General features: G+C 48.6%; 20 protein-coding genes. 16 read left to right on the forward strand and 4 right to left on the reverse strand.

The genetic code is table 11. The features are described from left to right. Window positions 1–64: 64 nt before the first annotated feature. Entirely contained in the window at window positions 65–2374 is a 2310-nt protein-coding gene (gene pnp, locus CIK88_RS04260) for a polyribonucleotide nucleotidyltransferase (RefSeq protein WP_094434754.1), read from the reverse strand. A gap of 276 nt (window positions 2375–2650) precedes the next feature. Between pnp and CIK88_RS04265 the strand changes: the two genes are divergently transcribed. The 8 genes from CIK88_RS04265 to dusB all read left to right on the forward strand — a co-directional run bounded on the left by CIK88_RS04265 (window position 2651) and on the right by dusB (window position 9063). After that, window positions 2651–2899, forward strand: a complete 249-nt coding sequence (locus CIK88_RS04265; RefSeq protein ID WP_094391494.1) for a hypothetical protein — start codon at window positions 2651–2653, stop codon at window positions 2897–2899. Next, window positions 2871–3653 (forward strand): threonine/serine exporter ThrE family protein, encoded by a 783-nt coding sequence (locus CIK88_RS04270; RefSeq protein WP_094434756.1) that lies wholly within the window; start codon window positions 2871–2873, stop codon window positions 3651–3653. Before CIK88_RS04265 ends, CIK88_RS04270 begins: the two co-directional genes overlap by 29 nt. 12 nt (window positions 3654–3665) lie before the next feature. Beyond that, window positions 3666–4157 (forward strand): threonine/serine exporter family protein, encoded by a 492-nt coding sequence (locus CIK88_RS04275; RefSeq protein ID WP_094391496.1) that lies wholly within the window; start codon window positions 3666–3668, stop codon window positions 4155–4157. Window position 4158: 1 nt separating this feature from the next. Further along, window positions 4159–5046: a LysR substrate-binding domain-containing protein gene (locus CIK88_RS04280; protein WP_094434758.1), complete on the forward strand. Its 888-nt coding sequence runs from the start codon at window positions 4159–4161 to the stop codon at window positions 5044–5046. Between the two features lie 176 nt (window positions 5047–5222). Continuing rightward, window positions 5223–6563: a DUF2851 family protein gene (locus CIK88_RS04285; RefSeq protein WP_094391498.1), complete on the forward strand. Its 1341-nt coding sequence runs from the start codon at window positions 5223–5225 to the stop codon at window positions 6561–6563. Window positions 6564–6567: 4 nt separating this feature from the next. Next, window positions 6568–6963: a thioesterase family protein gene (locus tag CIK88_RS04290; RefSeq protein ID WP_094434760.1), complete on the forward strand. Its 396-nt coding sequence runs from the start codon at window positions 6568–6570 to the stop codon at window positions 6961–6963. After that, on the forward strand, window positions 6960–8078 hold the full coding sequence (gene dprA, locus CIK88_RS04295; protein ID WP_094434762.1) for a DNA-processing protein DprA: 1119 nt from the start codon (window positions 6960–6962) through the stop codon (window positions 8076–8078). The genes CIK88_RS04290 and dprA overlap by 4 nt, the downstream gene beginning before the upstream one ends. Window positions 8079–8109: 31 nt before the next feature. Continuing rightward, the gene (dusB, locus tag CIK88_RS04300) at window positions 8110–9063 is read left to right on the forward strand and encodes a tRNA dihydrouridine synthase DusB (RefSeq protein WP_094434764.1); all 954 of its coding nucleotides are present in this window, start codon (window positions 8110–8112) and stop codon (window positions 9061–9063) included. A gap of 95 nt (window positions 9064–9158) precedes the next feature. Here the strand turns inward: dusB and eno are convergent, their stop codons facing one another. Then, window positions 9159–10466: a phosphopyruvate hydratase gene (gene eno / locus CIK88_RS04305; protein WP_094391502.1), complete on the reverse strand. Its 1308-nt coding sequence runs from the start codon at window positions 10464–10466 to the stop codon at window positions 9159–9161. 114 nt (window positions 10467–10580) lie between these two features. Further along, the gene (locus tag CIK88_RS04310; protein ID WP_094434766.1) at window positions 10581–11969 is read right to left on the reverse strand and encodes an RluA family pseudouridine synthase; all 1389 of its coding nucleotides are present in this window, start codon (window positions 11967–11969) and stop codon (window positions 10581–10583) included. A gap of 303 nt (window positions 11970–12272) precedes the next feature. Between CIK88_RS04310 and CIK88_RS04315 the strand changes: the two genes are divergently transcribed. The 3 genes from CIK88_RS04315 (at window position 12273) to CIK88_RS04325 (ending at window position 18206) form a co-directional block, all read left to right on the forward strand. After that, window positions 12273–14924, forward strand: a complete 2652-nt coding sequence (locus CIK88_RS04315; RefSeq protein WP_094434768.1) for a hypothetical protein — start codon at window positions 12273–12275, stop codon at window positions 14922–14924. Between the two features lie 83 nt (window positions 14925–15007). Then, entirely contained in the window at window positions 15008–16897 is a 1890-nt protein-coding gene (locus CIK88_RS04320) for an AAA domain-containing protein (RefSeq protein WP_094434770.1), read from the forward strand. A 166-nt stretch (window positions 16898–17063) separates the two neighbouring features. Next, complete coding sequence (locus tag CIK88_RS04325) at window positions 17064–18206, forward strand: TlpA disulfide reductase family protein (protein WP_094434772.1); 1143 nt, start codon at window positions 17064–17066, stop codon at window positions 18204–18206. Window positions 18207–18364: 158 nt separating this feature from the next. Here the strand turns inward: CIK88_RS04325 and CIK88_RS04330 are convergent, their stop codons facing one another. Beyond that, window positions 18365–19180 carry an alpha/beta hydrolase gene (locus CIK88_RS04330; RefSeq protein WP_094434774.1) on the reverse strand — a complete coding sequence of 272 codons (816 nt, stop codon included), beginning with the start codon at window positions 19178–19180 and terminating at the stop codon, window positions 18365–18367. Between the two features lie 89 nt (window positions 19181–19269). Here CIK88_RS04330 and CIK88_RS04335 point away from each other — a divergent pair, with 89 nt between their 5' ends. The 5 genes from CIK88_RS04335 (at window position 19270) to speA (ending at window position 26641) form a co-directional block, all read left to right on the forward strand. Next, window positions 19270–20721 carry a sialate O-acetylesterase gene (locus CIK88_RS04335; protein ID WP_094391508.1) on the forward strand — a complete coding sequence of 484 codons (1452 nt, stop codon included), beginning with the start codon at window positions 19270–19272 and terminating at the stop codon, window positions 20719–20721. Window position 20722: 1 nt separating this feature from the next. Beyond that, window positions 20723–21253 carry an NUDIX domain-containing protein gene (locus CIK88_RS04340; RefSeq protein ID WP_094434776.1) on the forward strand — a complete coding sequence of 177 codons (531 nt, stop codon included), beginning with the start codon at window positions 20723–20725 and terminating at the stop codon, window positions 21251–21253. Window positions 21254–21865: 612 nt separating this feature from the next. Next, window positions 21866–24184: a type I DNA topoisomerase gene (gene topA / locus CIK88_RS04345; RefSeq protein ID WP_094434778.1), complete on the forward strand. Its 2319-nt coding sequence runs from the start codon at window positions 21866–21868 to the stop codon at window positions 24182–24184. Beyond that, window positions 24181–24708, forward strand: a complete 528-nt coding sequence (locus tag CIK88_RS04350) for a shikimate kinase (protein ID WP_094391511.1) — start codon at window positions 24181–24183, stop codon at window positions 24706–24708. Before topA ends, CIK88_RS04350 begins: the two co-directional genes overlap by 4 nt. 40 nt (window positions 24709–24748) lie before the next feature. Continuing rightward, window positions 24749–26641, forward strand: coding sequence for a biosynthetic arginine decarboxylase (speA, locus tag CIK88_RS04355; protein ID WP_094391512.1), 1893 nt, complete (start codon window positions 24749–24751; stop codon window positions 26639–26641). The last annotated feature ends 145 nt before the right edge of the window (window positions 26642–26786 follow it).

A 26786-nucleotide genomic window follows, 5' to 3' on the forward strand; every position in this document is an offset into this window, starting at 1 on the left:
TGCAAAGCCGTAAAGCTTCAGCAGGACACTTTAGATTATTTTTCAGCTATATGATTCGCTGCAATTAGAAGTCCATTTTGTCGAGAGCATCGCTGAAATCCTTGGGCTCGTTGTTGGGCTCATGGAATTCGTCGTTGCGCTGTGGACGCTCGCGGTGATCGTTGTGCTGACGACGCTCGCCACGCTCAGGACGGGGGCGACGCTCGCTACGGTCGCGACGTGCAGGACGCTCAACATATCCCTCAGGCTTATCAATAAGAACGCGATGAGAGAGTTTGAACTTACCGGTCTTAGGATCAATCTCCAGCAGTTTCACCTTAATCTTATCGCCTTCCTTGATACCAGCTTCCTCTACGGTCTCCAAACGCTTCCAGTCGATTTCTGAAATATGGAGCAAACCGTCCTTGCCTGGCATGAACTCTACAAAGCAACCATAAGGCATGATGCTGCGTACGGTACCCTCGTAAACCTCACCAATCTCAGGAATAGCCACAATGGCACGAATCTTGGCAATAGCAGCATCGATGCTGTTCTTATCGGGACCGCTCACCTGAATCTTACCAACGCCATCCTCTTCATCGATAGTGATAGTAGCACCGGTATCCTCCTGCATCTGCTGAATGATCTTTCCGCCCGGGCCAATCACAGCACCAATGAACTCCTTAGGAATCTCAAAGGCTACGATGCGGGGTACATGTGGTTTAAGCTCAGCACGTGGCTCAGCAATAGTATCGGTGATGCATTTAAGGATGTGCTCACGGCCAGCCTTAGCCTGCATAAGAGCTTTTTCCAAGATTTCGAACGACAGACCGTCGCACTTGATATCCATCTGAGTGGCTGTCAGACCGTCCTTAGTACCAGTGGTCTTGAAGTCCATATCACCCAAATGGTCCTCGTCGCCGAGGATATCGCTCAATACAGCATATTTATCTTCGCCGGGATTCTTAATCAGACCCATGGCAATACCTGATACAGGCTTCTTCATAGGAACACCTGCATCCATCAGGGCAAGCGTACCTGCACAAACGGTAGCCATAGATGAAGAACCGTTAGACTCGAGAATCTGAGATACCAGACGTACGGTATAAGGGAAGTCCTCAGGTATCTGACCCTTCAAACCACGCCATGCCAAGTGACCGTGACCAATTTCACGACGACCCACGCCACGCTGGGCTTTGGCCTCACCAGTACAGAATGGAGGGAAGTTATAATGGAGCAAGAAGCGCTGATAGCTCTTGTCAAGCACATCGTCAACAAGTTTCTCATCGAGTTTAGTGCCGAGAGTACAAGTGGTCAGAGACTGTGTCTCACCACGTGTAAAGATAGAGCTTCCGTGAGGCATGGGCAGTGGAGAAACCTCGCACCAAATAGGACGAATCTCGTCAGTCTTACGACCGTCAAGACGAATACCCTCATCCAAAATGCAACGTCGCATAGCGTCGCGCTCCACATCATGATAGTAACGGTCCATCATGGCATATTTCTCTTCGAGCTCATCTTCGGTGAGATCGGCATGTGCAGTAGCATACTGCTCCTTGAAATCTGCCAATATCTTTTCGAATGCCTCAGCACGCGCATGTTTCTCAAGAGCCTGCTTGGTCACGTCGTACGAAGGCTGATAGAGTTCCTTGTTCATCTGCTCACGCAGTTCTTCATCGTTGACTTCGTGATTGTATTCGCGCTTCACATCGGTACCGAGCTCCTTGCTCAGTGCGGTTTGCAATTCACACATAGGCTTGATAGCAGCCATCGCTGCTTTCAGTGCGCCAATCATATCTTGCTCTGATACTTCCTTCATTTCACCTTCCACCATCATGATGTTTTCGGCAGAAGCACCAACCATGATGTCCATGTCAGCTTCCTTCATCTGTTCGAAGGTCGGGTCGATAACAAACTCGCCATTAACACGAGCTACACGAACCTCACTGATGGGGCACTCGAAGGGAATATCCGAACATGCCAATGCTGCTGATGCGGCGAATCCTGCCAATGCATCGGGTTGGTCAACACCATCTGCACTCAGAAGCATTACATTCACATAAACTTCAGCGTGATAGTTAGAAGGGAACAGCGGACGGAGCACACGGTCCACCAGACGGCTGGTAAGGATTTCGTTGTCACTGGCTTTGCCTTCGCGCTTGGTGAAACCACCGGGGAATCGACCTGCGGCGGCATACTGCTCTCTGTAGTCAACCTGCAGAGGCATGAAATCTGTTCCGGGAACTGCATCTTTTGCGGCACAAACAGTGGCCAGAAGTACGGTGTTGTTCATACGGAGAACAACGCTTCCGTCAGCCTGCTTTGCCACTTTCCCGGTTTCAATTGTGATGGTTCTTCCATCAGGCAACTGAATACTTTTCGTAATTACGTTCATCTTATTTTTTACGTCTAAATAAATAAATCATGCAAAATTACCTATTTTATTGGTAATAAACGAATAATCTGCCGATATTTTTCTTTTTTTATGAATTTGCCACAACCGTTTTCTATCGTGGGGATATAGGTACCGATAGCGGCATTCGGTATTTTTAATAGCCAATGCAAAAAGATATGGATAAAAAGCGAGACCTTTGCACACGCTTTCGAGGAAAGCGATATCGCTCAACCCTCGTTTTTACATATAAAAAGAAAGAAAAAATATATATAAATTATGGAGACTTATAGATTAGTTATTTTAGCTGTTTCATTGGCTATGCCTTTGTTTGTTGTGGCGTTGAAAAAGTTCACTTTCGCTTTCCAAAATTACAAGAAGAGAACTCTGGGCTGTCAAGAGAAACTATTTCTCAACAACGAATGTTACGACTACGTAACAGCTGGCCACATGGCAGAAGAGGAAGTGATGATTAAGGACAACGAAACAGGCATGGTATATGACGACTACGAACTTGAACAGCTCTAAAGAAACTGCCCATTTTCTTGCCACCTATGCCGCAACCATGCTGGCTGCCGGCGGTTCATCTGCCCGTTGCGAAAAGACGGTACACCGTATTGCCGAAGCATACGGAACAACAGCAGAGATCACCATCTTACCCCATACGGTTATGACCACTGTATGGGACAAGGATCATAGTCAGTCCTTTTCCGTTGGAGAGAAATTGCCTGTCACAGGCCTCAACTTCTATGTCATTTCCCGTCTGAGTCACTTGTCATGGGATATCCGCGACAATGGCATCACACTGGAAGAAGCAAAAAACGAATTTCGTAGCATCATGAAGAAACCACGACTCAACCCTTGGTTGGTAACGCTGCTCACTGGCCTTGCCAATGCTTCGTTCTGCCGTTTGTTTGAAGGCGATTGGAGAGCCATGCTCATTGTATTTATTGCCACTGTCAATGGTTTCTGGATTAAGAATGCTTTGCATAAAGAATGGAAATGGGATATGCGCCTGGCTGTACTTTGCGCTGCTTGTTGTTCATCAGTCATCGCCTGTTCAGGTTTTATGTTCCATTGCACCGACACACCAGACATTGCACTAGGTACCAGTGTGTTATATCTTGTACCTGGCATCCCATACATCAACTCCGTCAGCGACCTTATCCACGGACATTTACTCTGCTGCATCAGCCGTTTCATCGAAGCATCTGTGCTGACAGCATGCTTGGGCATCGGCCTATCGGTAGGCATTCTTTTAATGAACATACAATATTTCTAAAGACTTTACGTTATGATTATGACAGATATCCTGTTGGACGGTTTCTTTGCCGCCATTGCCGCCATCGGTTTCGGAAGCATCAGCAATGTGCCTCTCCAAGCTTTCAAAGGATGTGCACTGCTTGCGGCAGCAGGTCATGCCACACGTTTCGTGCTGACCCATGCCTGCGGTTGGGGACTGATTCCAGCAGCCTTTATCGGTGCATTGGTCATTGGATTCTTTGCACCGAAAGCGAGCCGCCACTGGCGTATTCCTGCCGAAGCGCTGGCATTTCCCGCTCTCTTACCGATGATTCCGGGTATGTATGCCTATCGTTCGGTTGAGGGATTGCTACAATGCATTATGAGCAAGGATGCCGAAACATTCACCCATGCCTTCTATCTGTTTAGTTACAATGGCATGGTATGCGTCATCATTGTCATACTGATGGTACTTGGTGCGACAGTTCCCATCATAGTGGATGCACGCAGACAAACTGATAATAGCGATACAAAAACAGCATAACATGGAACTAAGACAGCTTCGTTTCTTCCTAAAAGTCTCTGAGACTCTCAATTTCTCAGAAGCTTCTAAGCAATTGTACATCACCCAAAGCACACTAACACAAACTATTAAACAGTTGGAAACTGAGCTCGGCGTGGTGCTGTTCGACCGTAACAGTCACGAAGTACATCTGACAGAAGCTGGTAAGGAACTTGTGGATTATGCCAACCGCACGGTGACTGCTGCCGATGACTGCATGGCACGAATGACCGATCTGACGCAGATGAAATGTGGAACGCTCCGCATTGGTGTCACCCTCTCCTTTTCATTGATGACTGCTGAAGTGGTGACAGAATTCTGCCGCCTTTATCCCAACACGCACATTGATATCACATACTTGCGTATGGAAGAACTTATCGACAAGTTGTGCCGTCATGAATTGGATGTAGTGCTGTCATACAAGCCCACTCATATCAGCAAGAAAGTGGAATCGGTAGAACTCTTCAAAGACCAGTTGGGGGTGGTTGTACCGCAAGACCACGAGCTGGCATCACGCCCTTCGCTGACTCTTGCCGACATTGCCAACTATTCGTTTGCACTTCCAGCAAAGGGCTTACAGGCGCGCAACGTATTGGAACGTCTGTTGGTTGCGCACAACATAACTCTCAACACACGTGTGGAACTGAACATTGCCACGCCCTTATTGCGCCTGGTGCGTAAGAGCAAGATGCTGACCGTGCTGTCTTGTTCAGCTGTTGCCACCACACCAGACCTATGCGCCATTCCTCTTGAAGGGGAAGAAAGTAGTATGGTGGGATGTTTCCATACGTTGAAAGGAGTATATCGGAAGCATGCTGCCGACGAAATGCTCCGTCTGCTGAAAGAGTATATCACCTTCTACAAGATGTAAATGCAAGTGCTGACCCCATCATTCAAATGCTACATGACTATCCTCCAATCGCATATTAAACCGAAAAGTAGGGATAAATAGAATCTCTATAACCGATTGGGAGTAAAAAGAAATGGTGTAAAGTTGCAAAAAAAAAATAATTTGCGTAACTTTGCACCATTATTATTTCATGCCGCATGGAACAACTCCTACACTATGTCTGGAAGCACCGTTTGCTGCCTGCCAGACCACTTGCCACCACCGACGGACGACCGATAGAGGTGATAGACCCTGGTCTTCATAATCGCAACAGCGGTCCCGATTTCTTCAATGCCAAGGTAAAAATCGGTCAGACGCTATGGGTGGGCAATGTAGAAATCCACGACAAATCGAGCGATTGGTTTCTGCATGGTCATGACCATGATGCTGCCTACGACAATGTAGTACTGCATGTAGCTGGCATCATCGACTGCGATGTGACCAATACATTGGGCCATTTCATACCACAAATGCAGATCGATGTGCCTCAACAAGTCATCGACAACTATGAGGAGTTGCTACGTACCGACCAATATCCGCCGTGCTACCGCATCATTCCTCAATTGGCTCCCATCACCATCCATGCTTGGATGGCTGCTTTGCAAACCGAGCGGTTGGAGCAAAAAACGGAGGCTATAGCTGAACGCGCACGTAGATTGGGTGGTTCGTGGGAAGACGCTTACTTCATGACCTTGGCCCGCAACTATGGTTTCGGCATCAACGGAGACAGTTTCGAAGAGTGGGCAGCACACATTCCCCTATCGGCTGTGGGACATCATCGCGATGATCAGTTTCAAGTGGAAGCCATTTTCATGGGACAAGCAGGATTACTAACACCCGAATCCATTCCACAGCGCTACCGCGACGAAGCCGTTGCTGACCCATACTTTCAGCGCCTTAGTAAGGAATATACATACCTTGCCCATAAATTCTCACTCCAACCGATGGACCACCACCGCTGGCGTTTCCTACGACTGAGACCTCAGAATTTCCCCTATATCCGTTTGTCACAACTGGCATGTCTCTATCATGAGCGTAAAACAAGTCTCTCGCAACTGACCGATTGCAAAACTGTGGCAGAGTTGCAGAATATGATGGGCACCCACGTATCCGACTACTGGAAGACTCACTACACTTTCGGACAGGAGAGCGAAAGCAACACTAAACATCTGTCGCCATTCTCTATCAACCTATTGCTCATCAACACTTGCATCCCGATGCTCTTTGCTTACGGTCGTCACACTGCCAAAGAGGAATATTGCGACAGGGCTTTCGACCTGTTGGAACAGCTCCGCGCCGAGAGCAACCATATCATCCGCATGTGGAGCGAATGCGGTCTGAAGGTGAAAACGGCCGGCGATTCGCAAGCACTTATCCAACTAAAAAAAGAATACTGCGACCGAAAAGACTGTCTGCGCTGCCGCATTGGCTATGAATACCTTCGCCGACCAGGAGACAAAACACAGCAGCCCCATGAACAGATAAATAGCAAATCATAAATACATGAGTAAATATATCTTTGAAGCGCACATGGAAGTGCGCGACTACGAATGCGACATCGAAGGCATTGTCAACAATGCCAACTATCTGCACTATGCCGAACATACCCGCCATCTGTTTCTGAAATCACGAAACCTGAGTTTTGCAGAAATGCATGAGCGTGGAATAGATGCCGTGGTTGCACGTATGAATCTGCAATACAAGACACCACTTCGCTGCGATGACGAATTTATTTCACGACTGTGGGTAGAGAAAGAAGGTGTCAAATACATATTCCATCAAGACATCTTCCGTGCTTCCGACGAGGCATTATGTTTCCGCGGAATCATCACACTGGTATGTCTGATAGATGGAAAACTCGCTAACAGCGAGGATTACGACCGGGCTTTATTATCATGACGATGAACGAAGATATCCGCTATACCATTGCCTTAAGTCGCATACTGGTGCTCTATCCTGCCGTTGCACAATTACTCTACCGCGAATTTGGATCGGCCCAAGCGGTATATGAAAACCGCAACAGACTGACTGAAACCGTACCCGATTGTTCACAAAGATTGATCGAACTGCTACAAGACTGGTCAGAGCCACTACTGCGTGCCGATGAGGAGATACGTTACATGACGGAAAACAATATCGAAGCTATCCCCTTCGGTAGCGACAACTATCCCACACGACTGCACGAATGTGCCGATGCACCACTTCTACTCTACTATCGTGGCAACGCCAACCTCAATGCGCGACGCGTGATAAGCATCGTGGGAACACGCCATTGTACGGTTTATGGCAACGATTTGATTCGCCGGTTTGTGGCAGACCTAAAGACAAAATGCCCCGATACACTTATCGTCAGCGGTCTGGCATACGGTGTGGATGTGTGCGCTCATAAGTACTCCCTTGACAACGGGATACCTACCGTTGGAGTCCTTGCTCATGGACTCGACACGCTCTACCCATCTGCCCATCGTGGCATTGCCCAGCAAATGACCGAGCAGGGCGGTCTGCTGACGGAATATATGTCGATGACACGTCCTGAAAAAATGAATTTCGTGAAACGCAACCGCATTGTGGCTGGCATAAGCGATGCCACTATCGTAGTAGAAAGTGCATCACATGGCGGCAGTCTCATTACTGCCGACATTGCTCAAAACTATGGTCGCGAGGTGTTTGCATTCCCTGGTCCGGTAGGAGCGGAATATAGCAAAGGATGCAACCAACTCATCCGCAACAATGGCGCAACCCTCATCACTTCTGCCGATGATTTCATTTCATCAATGGGATGGACTACCGACAGTTTGCGTCCGCAAGCCGTAGAGCGCCAGCTCTTCCCTGATCTTACCATCGAAGAACAGGCTGTTGTTGATGCTTTAAGCAAAACCAACGACCTACAGCTCAATATGATAACAACCGTCACCAACATCCCTATCGGCCAAGTCACCGCCCTACTCTTCAGCTTGGAAATGAAAGGAGTAGTACGTCCTATGGCTGGTGGCACCTATCATCTACTGAGCTGATACTCCGACAACCATCATACAACAATCAAGAATGACAAAAATAGGAAATATAGAATTGGGCGAACGCCCGGTGTTTCTGGCACCAATGGAAGACGTGACCGATATCGGTTTCCGTCTGCTCTGCAAGCGGTTTGGTGCATCAATGGTATATACAGAGTTTGTATCTGCCGAAGCTTTGGTGCGCGACATCAAATCGACGGTACAAAAACTAACGATTGCAGACGAGGAACGTCCAGTTGGCATACAGATATACGGCCGCGACATTGATGCTATGGTCGATGCTGCAAAGATGGTAGAACAAGCTGGTCCAGATCTGATTGACCTCAACTTCGGTTGTCCTGTCAAGAAGGTTGCAGGAAAAGGCGCAGGTGCTGGCATGTTGCAGAATATCGACAAATTGCTCGACATCACTCGTAAGGTTGTCGATGCAGTAAATCTGCCTGTCACGGTAAAGACCCGTTTGGGTTGGAACAACGACAATCTCGTCATCACCACACTCGCCGAACAGTTGCAAGACTGTGGCATAAAGGCACTAACCATCCATGGCCGCACTCGTGCGCAGATGTACACAGGTGATGCCGACTGGACACTGATAGGAGAAGTGAAGCGCAATCCCCGCATCCACATCCCCATCATAGGTAATGGCGATATCAAATCGCTCGACGATGCCGACCGCGCTTTCGACCAATATGGTGTTGATGCGGTGATGATCGGCCGTGCCACATTTGGTTGTCCTTGGATATTCAGTCGTAAGGAACTAACGCTTGATGAGAAGATTGACGTATTGGAAGAACAATTGCGCATCAATGTTGAGCGCATCGACGAGCGCCGTGGCATTCTCCACACCCGTCGTCACTTAGCAGCATCGCCTGTATTCAAAGGTATTCCAGACTTCCGCCAGACGCGCATTGCCATGTTGCGTGCAGAGAAGATGGACGAGGTGATGCAGATACTGGAACAATGTCGTGAGCGATTGCGCCAATAGAGTTGTTCATCAAAACAATTATCGCATATAACTTTAAAAGGGGTGGAAGCCACATGGCATCCACCCCTTATCAGTATTTGCTGTAGTAATAGAGATTACTTCAGTTTCTTGTAACCATAAACTGAACGGCCACCGAGCTGCTCCTCGATACGGATGAGCTGGTTGTATTTAGCCATGCGGTCGGTACGTGAGAGCGAACCAGTCTTGATCTGACCACTGTTGGTAGCAACAGCGATGTCAGCGATGGTGGTGTCCTCTGTTTCACCTGAACGGTGAGAAGTAACGGTGGTATAGCCGTGACGGTGAGCCATTTCGATAGCGTCGAGAGTCTCGGTGAGTGAACCAATCTGGTTAACCTTGATCAGGATAGAGTTGGCAGCACCCATCTTGATTCCCTTCTCCAAGAACTTCACGTTGGTTACGAACAAGTCATCACCAACGAGCTGGCAACGGTCACCGATGCGCTGTGTGAGTTTAACCCAGTTGTCCCAGTCGTTCTCATCGAGTCCGTCCTCGATAGAGTCGATAGGATATTTGGTAATCAGCTGCTCGAGGTAAGCAATCTGCTCCTCAGCGCTGAGCTTCTTACCATTAGGATCTTTCTTCTTACCATTCTTCAGCTGACGATAATCGTAGAACCACTCACCATTCTCCTGAACAGCAAATTCAGAAGCAGCGCAGTCCATTGCGATCTTCACGTCCTTTCCTGGCTCGTAGCCAGCAGCCTTGATAGCTTCCATGATGGTGTCGAGTGCATCCTCGATGCCGTCAAAGTTAGGAGCGAAACCACCCTCATCACCAACAGCAGTAGAGAGGCCACGAGCCTTCAACAGCTTAGCAAGATTGTGGAAAACCTCAGCACCCATGCGGATACCTTCCTTTTCGTTGGCAGCGCCAACAGGGCGGATCATGAACTCCTGGAATGCGATAGGAGCGTCAGAGTGAGCACCACCGTTAACGATGTTCATCATAGGAACAGGCAGAACGTAGGTGTTAGTACCGCCGATATAGCGATAGAGGGGAATCTGCAGATAGTTGGCAGCAGCGTGAGCAACGGCCAGTGATACACCGAGGATAGCGTTAGCACCGAGGTTCTTCTTAGTAGGAGTACCGTCGAGTTCCAGCATCTTGGCGTCGATAGCGCGCTGATCCAGAACGCTCATACCTTCGATAGCGGGAGCAATCTTGGTGTTTACGTTCTCTACGGCTTTCTGAACGCCCTTGCCCAGATAGCGGCCTTTGTCGCCATCACGGAGCTCAAGTGCCTCGTTTTCACCGGTAGAAGCACCAGAAGGAACGCTGGCACGACCCATGTCGCCAGTTTCCAGAGTTACTTCAACCTCTACAGTAGGATTACCACGTGAATCCAGAATCTCTCTTGCGTGAATGTTTTCAATAATCATAATAATCTATTATTTTAATGAATGATTGTAAATTTCCGTGCGCAAAGTTACCAAATTTATCTCAAAACTCCATACTCCTGTGGCATTTTTATCGGTGTTTAACCTTTATTTATTTTATATAAGGTGTAGTTTGTCATGCCGAAATGGCAAAACAAAGTGCATCGGTTGGTTGGTAACAGGATGTCGGAACCATATTTCGGCAGCATGGAGCATGAGTCGGTCGGTGTCATCGGGATGGATTCGGGACGTTGTTGGGTTGGTATGTCCATATAGTTCATCGCCTTGAATGGGGCGCCCCAGCCCATCGGGGTGTGCACAATGTACCCGCAACTGATGGGTGCGTCCGGTATGTGGAGTGAGCGAAACTGTATTGGAGTCGATAAATTCATAGTCGGTGACTGCCGTTTTTCCGTGTTCCATATCAACCATTTGCAGCGGTCGATTTGTCATATCGGGCCGCATAGGCAGTCGGATGGTGCCTTTCGCTGGGCAGAGAACCTGTCCAGCTGCAGGTGGTTCGAGCAGAGCAACATAGCGTTTGCGCACCTCATGATGCAGGAATTGGTCTTGAAGGTCGCGATATGCATCGAGTGTCTTTGCCACGATGAGCAGTCCTGAGGTACCCATGTCCAATCGATGTGCCACATAACTGTCGGGATAGCGTTCTCGCATGACGGTCTCCACACTATAGGTTTCGTTGCGACCAGGCACACTCAGCACTCCCGAAGGCTTATCGACCACCAGCAGGCTATCGTCTTCATAGACAATGGCAATGGGTTTTCGTGGATGTGACAATGTATCGGGATCTGGATCCACGTTAAGTCCTTTCAGCATCCATGACAGTACTGGTTTGCATTTTCCACTACACGCGGGATAGTATTGTAAGTGGTGCCGTATCTCTTGGCGAGGCGATTGTCCCCACCAGAATTCTGCCATACACCGTGGTTGAAGTCCGTGTTGATAAGCATACTGTAGGAGTTTGGGGGCACAACAGTCACCCGTACCGCCTGGAGGCAACGGAAATTTTCTTACCACACGGTCGCGATAGTAGCCTTGCCAAATATCGACCAACTGACTACTTTGCCCTTCTGCATTGAGCATGCGATACTGGTCGAACAGCCAGCGTTGTAGTTTTTGCGACCGTTGCTTGCGTGATTCGCGGTCTGTCTCTGCTGTCATGGCTGAGATGGCGCGCTCCTCCTGTTTGAAATATCCATCTGGTTGTTGGGCATCGAATACTGGCGGCACGAAATAATCCCAGTCGTTACGACCGGCAAGGAGTCCACTATAAGCAGCCAGGAACACCAGTTGTCCCTGCTGCTCACACACCAATACACCAAACATCTTGCCGCGGTCGGCATCGTCTTGCAGTTCTTTATGGCTGGCAATATAGGTTTGCACCTCTGTTGCAGCTTGTCGGCAGAGCGGATGTGGCTCGTATCCGAAGGGATAGGTGAACCGTTCGGGTGGCTTTTCGTCGGAATATAGAGGATGTAGCGTCATTGCTTTTTTGTTTTCTGATGCAAAGATACAACTTTTTTGCCAAATTCCTTTTGCATTTCGCTCGCTTAATCGTACCTTTGATACTATGCATCCAAGGTAGGCTGCACCTCGAAAATGAAAAGAAAAACATTTTTTCTTTTGCATTTCGCTCGGTTTGCACTACCTTTGAAATTACATATCCAAGGTACTCACACTCGGAAATACAAAAGAAAAACAGATTTTTCTTTTGTATTTCGCTCGCTTAATCGTACCTTTGCAAACGCTACATTAAAAACAAACTAAAACTACTAAAACATTAAGCTTATGAAACATTTTCTACACATGTTTCTCTGTTTGCTGTGCACACATACCGCTCATGCGCAACAAATAGACTTCAATCAACCCAACGACAATCCTTCACAGTATCTGGAGGAAGGTTATGAAGCATGGGGAATCCCTACGCAACAGCAACCAGCTACCAAGACATTCGGTGGCGTTACATTTACCGTAGAAATAGAAGGCGATGTCAAGGGAAAGACCCTCTATACCGTAAGATGGAAAGACGGACGCCAACATTCCAAGCTCATCTGCGATGGTGTGATGGTCAAGGGACTTGACGAACAGGGCAACAGACCCGAACTCACCACCGGACGGGTAGGCATCAAGGTGCATATAGCTGGACTGCCAAATGGCAACCACACCTTGCTGGCCTATCACAACAATACGGATGGAGGCGATTTCGTAGCTCCTCCCATCAGTATCGATGTTGATGGAGTGACCAAAGTGACGGGCATACAACAGACCCGTCGTGCTACTTCGCTCTCTGAGTCTGCCAAATCGAGCGTAGAATTTACCGTCACAGATCAACGACCTGTCACCATCACCTATTATACAGTACCTGTAGAGGACACGACCTACACTACCACATCGCTCGAACTCAACTCGCTTGAAGTGGGCGGTGACACTTTCATGGCACTCGACCCTACCCCTGCCAACAACGACCGCCATGCGGCATGGGAGGATGGTAAGGCTTCGCTGTCGTGGAAAGCTCCCGATGGTACCGCCAAGCACCACTTGGTATTCGGCACCGACTCCATGGCAGTTGTCAATGCCACAACCTACGACTATGAAGGAACAGCAGCCTCATGGCAGACCGGTCAGCTATCGCCATTGACCAGATACTTCTGGCGCATGGACGAAGAGGATGCCCAAGGCAAGATACACCATGGCACGGTATGGTCGTTTCAACCGCGCCGCAAGGCATTTCCTGATGCCGAAGGCTATGGTCAATATGCTGTTGGTGGACGCGGAGGCATAGTCTATCATGTCACTTCACTCGATGACGATGCCACCAATCCCCAACCCGGAACTTTCCGCTATGGTATCACTCAGGTGAAAGGGCCACGCACCATCGTGTTTGATGTGGCAGGTGTAATCCACCTGAAAGCCCGTCTGACCTGTTCTGAGAAATATGTTACCGTGGCGGGACAAACCGCGCCAGGCAACGGTATCTTGTTCCGTGGTGCACCATTCGGCATGCAGAGCGACGGTATCACCCGTTTCATCCGTCTCTACCGAGGCCATATCATTGATGCCAAAGATGCACAGATCGGTATCGACGGAATGGGTATGGCGGGCAACGACCATGCCATCATGGACCATTGCTCCATTTCTTGGACCATCGACGAAGGTTTCTCAAGCCGTAATGCCAAGGCCATCACGCTGCAACGCACTATCATCAGCGAGGCGCTCAACTGTGCCAACCATCCCAACTACGGCACGGGAACACAACACGGCTATGCCGCTACCATCGGAAGCGGACAGATGGGAGGACTGCCCGGATCGTTCCACCACAATCTGTTGGCACATAACGAAGGACGCAACTGGAGTATCTCTGGCGGACTCGATGGCACCGGCAACTATGATGGTCATCATGATGTGTTCAACAATGTGGTTTATAACTGGGGCAGCCGTGCTACCGACGGTGGTTCCCATGAAATCAATTTCGTCAACAACTACTATAAGATGGGACCTGCCACAACCATGAGAAAACTCTTCCGCCATCAGTTTGAAGGAACGGGCAGCGGAACACAGGCAGCTTATGTCAAAGGCAATATTCGCGAAGAACCATCAGGATCAAAAGTCAACGATAAGGAAGGCGACACCTATATATATGAACTCTCCAACGGTCAAGTGCTCAACTGGGAACCCTGGGCCACTAAGCCTTTCTTTGAAAGCTATGCCGAAATCGAAACGGCAGAAAGTGCCTACAAGAGTGTGTTGAGCGATGTGGGTTGCAATATGCCTACTCTTAACAAGCACGATGCACGTATCATCGACGAAACGCGCAACGGATCTACATCGACCACCGGTAGCAAAACGGGCAAAAAAGGCCTCATCGACCATGAGGAAGACAGCGAGGGTTTCGATGCCGCCAAACTTGGAATCACCACCGAGACACGTCCTACAGGATTCGATACCGATATGGATGGCATCCCCGACTGGTTTGAAGAAATTGCAGGAACAGATAAAAATGTTGCCAACAACAATGACGATCGAGATGGAGACCACTACACCGACTTGGAAGAATACCTTGATTGGATGGCACATCCAAACTTCATCGTGAAGGTTGGCGATACCAAGAGCATCGACCTCAAACCCTATTTCGCAGGCTATCCTTCGTTTACGGCTACCATTGCCAATAGCGTCAGCGGTGCCACCATCGAAGACAACAGCCTCAACATGGTCACTACGGTCAAGGGATTCTATACCGTTCGCGTCAAAGTGAGCGACGGTTCCGACTCGATGGTACGTCAGTTCAACTTTGCCGTGACCGACGGTACAACAGGTATCGAACATGTGAAGACCGACGAAGAACAGACCGACGGTCCTATTTACGACCTTCAGGGCCGTCGCATACAGCGTCCGTCAAAGGGCATCTATATACAGAACGGACAGAAGCGACTGGCTCGTTAACTCGAAAAACAAATCCCGATTAGGGAATAAATCACATAGCAGGGTGCAGAGATACACAAAAAAAGTGTAACTTTGCACCCACTATGGTTTCTACGACATCGCCTGTTCAGGCACTCACCCAACAACGATTGCTACTCCAGATGGAGTATCAAGCCGAGAAAGAAGCCTTCCGCAAACAGACCGAAGAGATGGGAATGATGCGGAAGGTAAAGCGTGGCGATGCTTGGTATCCGTTGCAAATCACCAAGAGCTACTATAATTCGCTCAACCAACTGGCTGTGGAGGTGATGCGCACTACCGATACCGACATCGAGCACAACTTCGAATTTGGCAAACCCATCATATTTTTCTCCTGCGATAGTATGTCGCAAAAGGACGCCCGAATCAAGTATTTGTCGTTTACGGCTATGGTGAGCTATGTGGATGGCGACCGCATGGTGTGCGTCATTCCCAACGATGGCTATCTGCTGACACTTCAGCGCAGCGACCATCTGGGTGTGCAATTATCGTTTGATGAGACCAGTTACCGATTGATGCTCGATGCACTCGACCGCGCCATACGTGCCAAAGGACGTCTGGCTTACCTTCGCGACCTCTTTTATTCGCGCAAAGAACCTGAAGTGCTGACGTTCGCACCCATGCATTTTCCCTATCTCAACACCACGCAGGAGGCGGCGGTCAACTTAGTGTTGCGTGCCAAGGATGTGGCTATAGTCCATGGTCCGCCAGGAACAGGAAAGACCACAACGCTCGTAGAGGCTATCCACGAGACTCTTATGCGCGAGAGCCAGGTGTTGGTATGCGCACAAAGTAACATGGCTGTTGACTGGATTTCGGAGAAATTGGCAGACCGTGGCATCCCCGTACTGCGGTTGGGCAACCCCACACGTGTTACCGACAAAATGCTGTTTTTTACTTACGAGCGGCGCTTTGAGGGGCATCCCGACTATCCACAACTATGGGCCATCCGCAAAGCCATACGTGATTTGCGTGCTCACCGAAAGCGCGGCGATGAGAAATACCACCAGAAAATGGAGAGTCTGAAAGGGCGTGCCACCGAATTGGAGATACGCATCAACCAAGAACTCTTCGACGATGCACGAGTGATTGCCTGCACTTTGGTAGGAGCCGGCCACCGACTGTTGGACGGCAGAAAGTTCAGCAGCCTCTTTATCGACGAGGCAGCACAGGCATTGGAAGCTGCCTGTTGGATTCCCATGCGCCGTGTGGGCCGAGTCATCCTTGCCGGCGACCACTGCCAACTGCCGCCCACGGTGAAGAGCATTGCTGCTCTCAAGGCTGGTTTGGGCCGCACATTGATGGAGCATCTGGTAGAGACAAAACCCTCGGCAGTCAGTCTATTGCAGACGCAATACCGCATGAACGAAGACATCATGCGCTTCTCTTCCGACTATTTCTATGATGGTAAGGTGGAGAGTGCTCCCGATGTGAAGTATCGTGGAATACTCGATTTGGACATTCCCATCGAGTGGATTGACACCAGCGGAGAGGAGATGCATGAGGAGTTTGTTGGCGATTCGTTCGGTCGTATTAATAAAAAGGAGGGAACGCTGACGCTCGAAACCCTTCAACATTACTTCGAGCGCATCGGCAAAGAGCGTCTGCTCGACGAGCGCATCAATGTGGGCATTATCTCGCCCTATAGAGCACAGGTACAATACCTGCGCCGGTTGGTGAGCCGCAGCGAATACTTCAAGCCCTTCCGAAGGCTTATCAGCGTCAATACGGTAGATGGATTTCAAGGGCAGGAACGTGACATCATCGTCATCTCGCTGGTGCGTTCCAATCAAGAGGGACAGATCGGATTTCTCCGTGACCTACGCCGCATGAACGTTGCCATTACTCGTGCACGTATGAAACTCATCATCTTGGGCGATGTGCCTACCATGACACGACATCCATTCTATAAGCAGCTGTGGGACTATATACAACGGTTGAAGAGGAAAGAATAGAGAGAAAAACGAGTTTTCACTTTGCTCTTCACTCACTTAATCATACCTTTGCGACACCGTCGCCAAGGTACTAACGTTCGGAAAAGCAAAAGAAAAACAAGTTTTCCTTTTGCTTTTCGCTCACTAAATCGTACCTTTGTACCCAAAACCGAAAAAAACAATTAAAATGAAGAAGTATATGATGATGGCCATGGCTGTACTGGCAATGGCCTCTTGTAGCGAGAAGAAATTCCATGTAGAAGGCACCATTGCCAATGCTAAAGACTCTGTGCTCTACCTCGAAAACGTGGGCATTGAGGAAATCAACGTAGTGGATTCTGTAAAACTGGACGGCGAAGGCAACTTCAATTTTGCTTGTGCACAAAACGATGCACCCGAATTTTACCGTCTGCGCATTGCAGACCAGATCATCAATGTAAGTATCGATTCTACCGAAACTGTGACCATCAAGACCAAATATCCACAAATGGCTACACAGTATGAAGTAAGCGGTTCAGAAAACTGTGAGAAGATTAAGGAACTTGCCCTTAAGCAAATCGACCTGCAACAGCGGGTCATGGCTATCCAGCGCGACCCAGCTCTGACCATCGACCAAAGCAACGACAGCATCTTACGCATCATCAACGACTATAAGAATGATGTTAAGATGAACTATATTCTCAAAGAGCCCAACCGCTCTTATGCATATTTTGCACTGTTCCAGACCTTGGGCAACATGCTGCTGTTTAACCCTCGCAGCAACAAAGATGACATCAAAGTGTTTGCAGCGGTAGCTACCAGTTGGGATACCTACCATCCAGGAGCTGAGCGCGGAACCAACCTGCACAACATTGCCATCGAGGGCATGAAGAATATGCGCATCAACGAGGCAGACCGTGCCAATACCATCGATGCCAGCAAGGTATCGACCACGGGACTTATCGATATTGCACTGACCGACAACCATGGTAAGGTGTGCCGTCTGAGCGACCTCAAGGGCAAGGTGGTGATGCTCGATTTCCATGTCTTTGGCACAGAAAACTCACCCAAGCGCATCCTGCTCTTGCGTGAACTCTATAACAAATACCATGCACAGGGCTTTGAGATCTACCAGGTAGCACTCGATCCCGATGAGCATTTCTGGAAACAGCAAACCGCCGCACTGCCATGGATTAGCGTGCGCGACCCACAAGGTCTCGACTCACAGTCGCTTATCGTTTACAACGTACAAGGGCTTCCAGAATACTTCCTCATCGATCGTACCAACACTTTGCGCAAGCGCAGTCAGCAAGTACGTGACATCGAGGCTGAGATTAAGGCACTGCTGTAACAGTCTGGCAGACCGTCAGAACCATCAAGAAACAAGCATCGCACAGACCACCAAGTCTATGCGATGCTTGTTTTTTAATGAATCCTATTACAGACTATTGTACTATAATGCGTGATGGATGAATGTTTCGGCTGATGCCCTTAATACTTTTGCGGAACTTAGAAACTCTGCAACCAACGGCGCAACTCCATCATCAATTCGAGATGATAGGGGAAGGACTGGAGGATGCCGAAACCATGTCCACCAGTGGGATAGATATGCATTGAGGCAGAAACACCTGCCTGACAGAGTTCCTCGTAATAGCTGACAGCATTGATGGGTGATACCGCTTTATCATCGTTGGCTAATGCTATGAAGGCAGGAGGTGTGGCATGGGTCACATGCTGCTCGTTGCAATAGTCGTTGATGAGTTTGCGCTTGGGATTCTTACCCAACAGATTATCGCGCGAACCCTGATGGGTGACACCTGTCTCCATAGAGATGACGGGATACATCAATATCTGGAAATTGGGCGCTGCATCGCCCTTAGAATGGGTGGCAATGGTCGAAGCGAGATGACCGCCTGCTGAGAATCCCATGATGCCCACTTGCTGCGGGTCGATATCCCAACTCTTTGCGTTGCGACGCACGGTGCGCATGGCCTCTTCAGCATCTTCGGCAGGCACTTTCCATACGCAATGGGGCATGCGATACTTCAACACAATGACGGCAATGCCCATACTGTTGAAGAAGGGTGCCCATGCAGTTCCCTCTTTTTCAAATGCCAGATGAGTGTAGCCACCGCCTGGACAGATGACAATGGCACGTCCTGTAGATTGGCTCTTCTTAGGCAGAAAGATGCTTATCTTCGCCATGTCGTTGGGGTCGCCATTATTGGTTTGTGGTCCCTGGGGCCACAGATTCAACTCCATGCCTTGCTGGGCATAAGCCGAAGCAGACACAAACAATAAGATTAAAAAAAGTAGTTTCTTCATAATAAAATGATATTTTTAGGTGCAAAGATACATATTATTATTGAAAAGTCTGTATCTTTGCACTACCAAAACGACAAATCATTACGACTATGAATAAAAGATTTCTTTCATTAATGGTGCTCGCCGGACTGACCATCGGAGCACAGGCAAAAGTAAAATTGTCGCATCTTGTGGGCGATAACATGATTATTCAGCAACAGAGTGACGTGCGCCTTTGGGGATGGGCAAAGCCCAAGAGCAAGGTAGTGGCGACCACTTCGTGGAGCAATGAGCGTAGCGAAGCTGTTGCAGGCAAGGACGGTAAATGGTTGCTGACCGTTAAATCGCCCAAAGCCAGCTATACCCCACTGAGCATTAGCTTTGACGACGGTGATGGAAAGGTTACTGTCAATAATGTATTGGCAGGCGAGGTATGGGTCTGCGCAGGCCAGTCTAACATGGAAATGCCTATCAAAGGATTCGGCAATTGCCCTGTGGAAGGCTACAACCAAGTAGTACTCGAAGCCAATAAGCATAAAGGTATTCACTATGTCAAAGTGCCCAGCATCATGAGCACAAAGCCTCTCGACGATGCCAACTGCGAATGGAAAGAGGCCAATGCAGACAATGTTAGCGAAGCATCAGCCACCGGTTACTTCTTCGCCAAGACTGTCAACGAGGCTATCGACGTTCCCGTTGGACTCATCATGGCAAACAAAGGAGGCAGCCGCGTAGAGAGTTGGCTCGACCGAGACTATCTGACCAAGAATACCAAAGAGGATTTAGACTCCACACACATGGTGAATAAATTCAAATGGGACTTTCTCTATCCACTTCTTTGGGGCAACGGCACCTTCAACCCAATACTCAACAGCACCGTAAAGGGCATCCTCTTCTATCAAGGCTGCTCTAACGTGGGCGACCCTGACGGTCAATACACCCAGCGACTGGCTGACCTTGTGGCTCAATGGCGCCGCGATTTCAAGCAGGGCGACATTCCCTTCTACTTCGTACAGATAGCTCCTTATCATAACGGCGACATCAACGGCGACGCTGGACCAAGATTGCGCGAACAGCAGTTCAATGCTGCCAAGGTCATCCCCAACAGTGGTATCGTATGCACCGAAGACCTCGTTTACCCCTACGAGGTAGAGCAAATCCATCCTGCACAAAAGCGTCAGGTGGGCGAACGACTTGCCTATCAAGCGCTCAACAAGACCTACGGCATGAAATCTGTCATCTGTGAGAGCATGACTTTCAAGGAGATGAAGATCGACGGCGATAAGGTTTTGGTACATTTCGACAACGAATACGGAGCCTACAGCCGTTTCGAAGGCATCGAAGGCTTTGAGGTAGCTGGTGCCGACCGCGTGTTCCACAAGGCTACCGCACGCCACACATGGGTTGATGCACCAGGCCCTTGGAACGAAGCCATCGTAGTATCAAGTCCTGAAGTGAAGGAGCCTGTGGCTGTACGCTACTGCTTCCGCAACTTCCAATTGGGCAATCTGGCCAATGCGGGAGGCCTGCCCCTGTTCCCATTCCGCACAGACAACTGGTAATATGAAACATCCTCTTGATATGTTTGCTTACTGCCCAATATGTGGCAGTAAGCAATTTGTTACTAACAATTTTAAGAGCAAGCGCTGCAAAGACTGTGGCTTCACCTATTATGCCAATGTTTGCGCTGCAACAGCAGCATTCATTGTCAACGATCGCGGCGAGATACTCGTGGTGCGCAGAGGTAAAGAACCCGCCAAAGGCACACTCGATTTGCCCGGCGGCTTTGTCGATATGGACGAAACCGTAGAGGAGGGAATGCGTCGCGAGATACTGGAAGAGACGGGCATCCATGCCACAAAGATGGAATATCTCTTTTCCTTCCCCAACCAATATCTATACAGCGGCATCACAGTACATACCATCGATATGGACTTTCTGGTACGTGTTCCTGCCGAAACGCGTGCCCGTGCTGCCGACGATGCTGCCGAATGTATGTGGATTCCCATACGCCATCTCCAGCCAAAAGAGTTCGGACTGACCAGCATACGCCGTGCAGTGGAACGCTTTCTGGAAGTGGCACGCATCGAATAGGCCACACTTCCGTATGCACAAGTCGTTAGTCGGCAGTGTTTTACACATTGCTCGTCACCGCTTCAAATATCACTTGGAACAGCAAAACAAATTGATTTGCTGACCAAAGTAAATTGATTTGCTGAGGAAAACAATTTGTTTTGCTGAGCAAATCAATTTATTTTGCTATCATATCCCCTATTCATTATATGTCTAACCAACGTCAATAACCTACCGAAAAAAACATCCATAGCACTTCTATAGAATACCCATAAGCGAGGAAATTCAATGAGTTTGCTCAGCAAATTCATTGAAATTGCCCGGTAAATTCATTGAATTTGGTCAGTAAATTCATTGAATTTGCTAAGATAAGCAACATCTGAATATAGACTGTCAGCATGCAAGTAGCTGAATAACAGACGTTCAAGGCATATCAACAAGACATTGGCAACAGAACACAGAAACACCATCGGCACAACGCTGAGATATAGATGGCCGACGTTGAAGACAAGCAGACACCAACCAACTATCATGCGGCGAATAGTTAAGAAAACAAAAAAACACCTATATATATAAGGTGTAACCAAAACTTTTACCTACTTTTGCAGCCCGAACAATAATATTATCAAAGGTATGCAAAAGAATTTAGTCATTGTGGAGTCGCCTGCCAAGGCCAAAACAATAGAAAAGTTTTTGGGGAAAGACTATAAGGTCATGTCAAGTTACGGACACATCCGTGACCTCAAGAAGCACGACATGAGCATCAATACCAGCACACTCGAACCCGAATATGAAATACCAGAAGAGAAAGAGAAACTGGTAAAGGAACTCCAGACAACTGCCAAGAAAGCTGAAAAGATATGGCTCGCATCCGATGAGGACCGCGAAGGAGAAGCCATCTCATGGCACCTTTGCGAAGTACTCGGACTCGATGAAGAGAAAACAAGCCGTATCGTGTTCCACGAAATCACAGAGCCTGCAATTCTCAAGGCCATCGAAACACCACGTCACCTCGATATGAATCTGGTCAATGCACAACAGGCCAGACGTGTACTCGACAGACTCGTGGGATTCAAACTATCACCCGTGCTCTGGAGAAAAGTAAAGCCATCACTCTCTGCCGGACGTGTGCAGAGTGTGGCACTAAGACTTATTGTGGATCGCGAACGCGAGATACAAAACTTCAAGAGCGTACCCTTCTATAGCGTAAGCGGCGTGTTTGGAGTGGTCAATGCAGACGGTTCACAGACCGAAGTAAAGGCTCAACTCAACAAGCGCTTCAAGACACACGATGAAGTACTGGCATTCCTCGAGAAGTGTAAAGACGCATCATTCATAGTAGAAGAGGTGACCAAGAAACCTACCAAACGCACACCAGCTCCCCCATTCACTACTTCTACGCTCCAACAGGAAGCTGCACGCAAACTCGGACTCACCGTGAGTCAGACCATGATGGTGGCACAACACCTCTACGAAAACGGACTTATCACCTATATGCGTACCGACTCGGTCAACCTGTCGGCACTATGCACCGAAGCAAGCCAACAGATTGTCACCTCACTCTATGGCGACAATTACAGCCGACCAAGACAGTATCACACCAGTTCGAAAGGCGCACAAGAGGCACACGAGGCCATCAGACCAACCTATATGGACCGTACAGAGATTACGGGAACACCACAGGAGAAACGCCTCTATGAACTGATTTGGAAGCGTACTGCTGCCAGCCAGATGGCAGACGCAGAACTCGAAAAGACTACCATCAGTATTGCCATGAGTGGAACATCAGAACTCTTCGTGGCACAAGGCGAAGTGATTACCTTCGACGGATTCATCAAAGTATATCGTGAATCATTTGACGACGATGACAGCCAAGACGAGGAAATGGCAAAACTGTTGCCTCCTTTGAAACAAGGCGAAGAACTGCAACGCCGCGAAATACAGGCTGTAGAGCGATTCAGCCAAGGACCTTCACGATACAACGAAGCTTCATTTATCAAAAAAATGGAGGAACTCGGCATCGGACGACCTTCTACCTATGCACCAACCATCTCTACTATCCAACAGCGCAAATATGTGCACAAAGGTGACCGAACTGGAACTGAACGCAACTACACTATCGACACGCTGAAAGGACTCCAGATCAAAACCACAGAACGCACAGAGGTGACTGGGTCTGACAAGGGAAAACTGCTGCCTACAGATATCGGTATCGTGGTCAACGACTTCCTCATGGAACACTTCAAGGAGATCATGGACTACAATTTCACCGCTAAAGTGGAACTCGACTTCGATAAGATTGCAAGTGGAGAAGAGCAGTGGAAAGACATGGTAAAACAATTCTACGACGGATTCGAACCTATCGTAGAGAAGACCATCAATGCACGCGACGAGCACAAAGCCGGCGAACGGCAGTTGGGAACAGACCCCAAAAGCGGACGACCCGTATTCGTTAAAATCGGACGATTCGGTCCTGTCGTACAGATAGGATCTGCAGACGATGCAGAAAAGCCACTCTTCGCACAGATTCCAAGCGACAAGAGCATCGAAACCATTACATTGGAAGAAACACTCGAACTCTTCAAACTGCCACGCACCGTAGGAGAATTTGAAGGATCGCCAGTAGTGATAGGCAACGGACGCTTCGGACCTTACATCCTCCACGACAAGAAATACACCTCACTGCCTAAGGATACAGACCCCATGGCGATTACACTCGACGAGTCGATAGCACTCATACGCGAAAAGCGCGAACAGGACCAGAAGCGCCACCTCAAGGTGTTTACCGAAGATCTCGACCTCGAAGTCATCAACGGACGATATGGCCCATACATCGCCTACAAGGGTAAAAACTACCGACTGCCCAAAGCACTCCATCAGAAAGCAGCAGAACTGACATACCAAGAGTGCATGGATATTGTCAACACATCCATTCCCACAAAGAAAAAATGAGACGCATCATACTGATAGGCTATATGGGTTCGGGGAAAACCACAGTAGGCAAAGCCCTCTCCAAAGAGACGGGCATGATGTTCTACGACCTCGACTGGTATATAGAAAGCCGCATGAGAAAAACTGTGGCACAAATCTTTGCGGAAAAAGGCGAAGAGGGATTCAGAAAAATAGAACACAACATGCTCCACGAAGTGGCGGAATTTGAAAACGTCATCATCAGCTGCGGCGGTGGAACACCATGCTTCTTCGACAACATAGACTATATCAACCAACAGGGAGAGGTGGTCTATCTCAAAGCTACACCCGAAGTGCTCTATCGACATCTGCTGATGGGAAAGGTCGAAAGACCACTCATCAAAAACAAGACACCAGAAGAACTCATTGCCTATATCACCGAACAAGTCGCCAAACGCGAGGAATTCTACAACAAAGCACGATACACACTCGACGTCAGTCTCATGGACAACTACGAGAAAATACAACTCAGCGTAGATCAACTGCGCCAACTGCTCAACATCTGAAATCTATTCTCATCCACAACAAATCCCACTCTGTCAAGACATGAAGAAATGGACTATTGAAGATTCTAAGGAACTCTACAACATCAACGGCTGGGGCACCAGCTATTTCGGCATCAACGAACAAGGCAACGTCTATGTCACTCCGTTTAAAGACGGAACACAGATTGACCTGCACGAAGTGATGAACGAACTCGCTCTGCGCGATGTAGAATCACCCGTACTACTGCGTTTCCCTGACATTCTCGACAACCGTATCGAGAAAACATGGAGTTGCTTTAAGAAAGCAGCAAAGGAGTATGACTACAAAGGTGAGAACTATGTGGTCTATCCCATTAAGGTCAATCAGATGCAACCCGTAGTAGAAGAAATCATATCTCACGGACGCAAATTCAATCTCGGACTTGAAGCGGGATCAAAACCAGAATTGCACGCGGTCATTGCCATGCAGTGTCAGAGCGACAGCATCATCATCTGCAACGGATACAAAGATGAAAACTACATCGAACTGGCTTTGCTGGCACAGAAAATGGGTAAGCAGATATTCATTGTGGTGGAGAAAATGAACGAGTTGGAAATCATTGCCAACAAAGCAAAGAAGATGGGTATCAGGCCTAACATCGGCATACGCATCAAACTCGCATCATCCGGAAGCGGTAAATGGGAGGAAAGTGGAGGCGATGCCAGCAAGTTCGGACTCACCAGCGCAGAACTGCTGGAAGCTCTCGACATGCTCAACAAGAAGGGCATGCGCGACTGTTTGAGACTCATCCACTTCCATATCGGAAGCCAAATCACCAAAATCAGACGCATACAGACTGCACTCAGAGAGGCTTCACAATTCTACATACAGCTCCACAAGATGGGCTACAACGTAGATTTCGTAGATTGTGGAGGCGGACTCGGAGTGGATTACGACGGCACAAGGTCACCATCCAGCGAGAGTTCAGTCAACTATTCTATACAGGAATACGTAAACGACTGTATCTACACCTTCGTTGATGCGGCCAATAAAAACAATCTGCCCCACCCCAATCTGATAACAGAAAGCGGGCGATCGCTGGCTGCACACCACTCGGTATTGGTTATCGACGTGCTCGAAACAGCATCGCTACCCGAAATGCCGGAGGAGTTTGAACCCGATGAGAATAGCCACCAACTGGTGAAAGACCTATACGAAATATGGGACAACCTATCACCAAGAAACGTATTGGAAGACTGGCACGATGCAGAACAAATCAGAGAAGAGGTGCTCGATCTCTTTGCACACGGCATCGTTGACCTCAAGACAAGAGCGGAAATTGAGGCGATGTACTGGAGTGTGTGCCATGAAATCAATGCATTGGCAAAGAATCTGAAACACATACCGGAGGAGCTGATGAACATCGACAAACTGCTTGCCGACAAATATTTCTGCAACTTCTCACTCTTCCAGAGCCTCAGCGACTCATGGGCCATCGACCAGATGTTCCCTATCATGCCTATACAGCGACTCACCGAACGGCCCACACGAAACGCAACACTACAGGATATCACCTGCGACTCCGACGGAAAGATTGCCAACTTCGTAACCAATCGCCACAACTCCCACTCGCTGCCGGTGCATCCGCTACGTCGCAACGAACCCTACTACTTAGGAGTTTTCCTCGTAGGAGCCTATCAGGAAATTCTCGGCGACATGCACAACCTCTTCGGCGATACTACCGCAGTACACATTTCCGTTAAGGACGGACAGTATCACATCGACCAGGTGATCGACGGAGAAACCGTTGCTGAGGTGCTCGAATATGTGCAGTATGAACCCAAGAAACTGGTAAGACAACTGGAAATATGGGTTACCAAGAGCGTCAAGCAAGGTAAGATCACACTCGAAGAGGGTAAGGAATTCCTTTCTACCTACCGCAGCGGACTCTACGGTTACACCTATTTAGAATAATAACTGCCGGTTGTCAACAACCGCAGAAACATCACACACCGACGGTACAGACCGTCAACAACTGTTGGCTCTGACCAATCCGGTCAGGGCCAACAATAGTTAAAGAACAAAAAGAAACAAGTGAAACACTGCATATTACGCAAAT

The organism is Prevotella sp. P5-50, from assembly GCF_002251295.1.
Taxonomy (GTDB): Bacteria; Bacteroidota; Bacteroidia; order Bacteroidales; family Bacteroidaceae; genus Prevotella.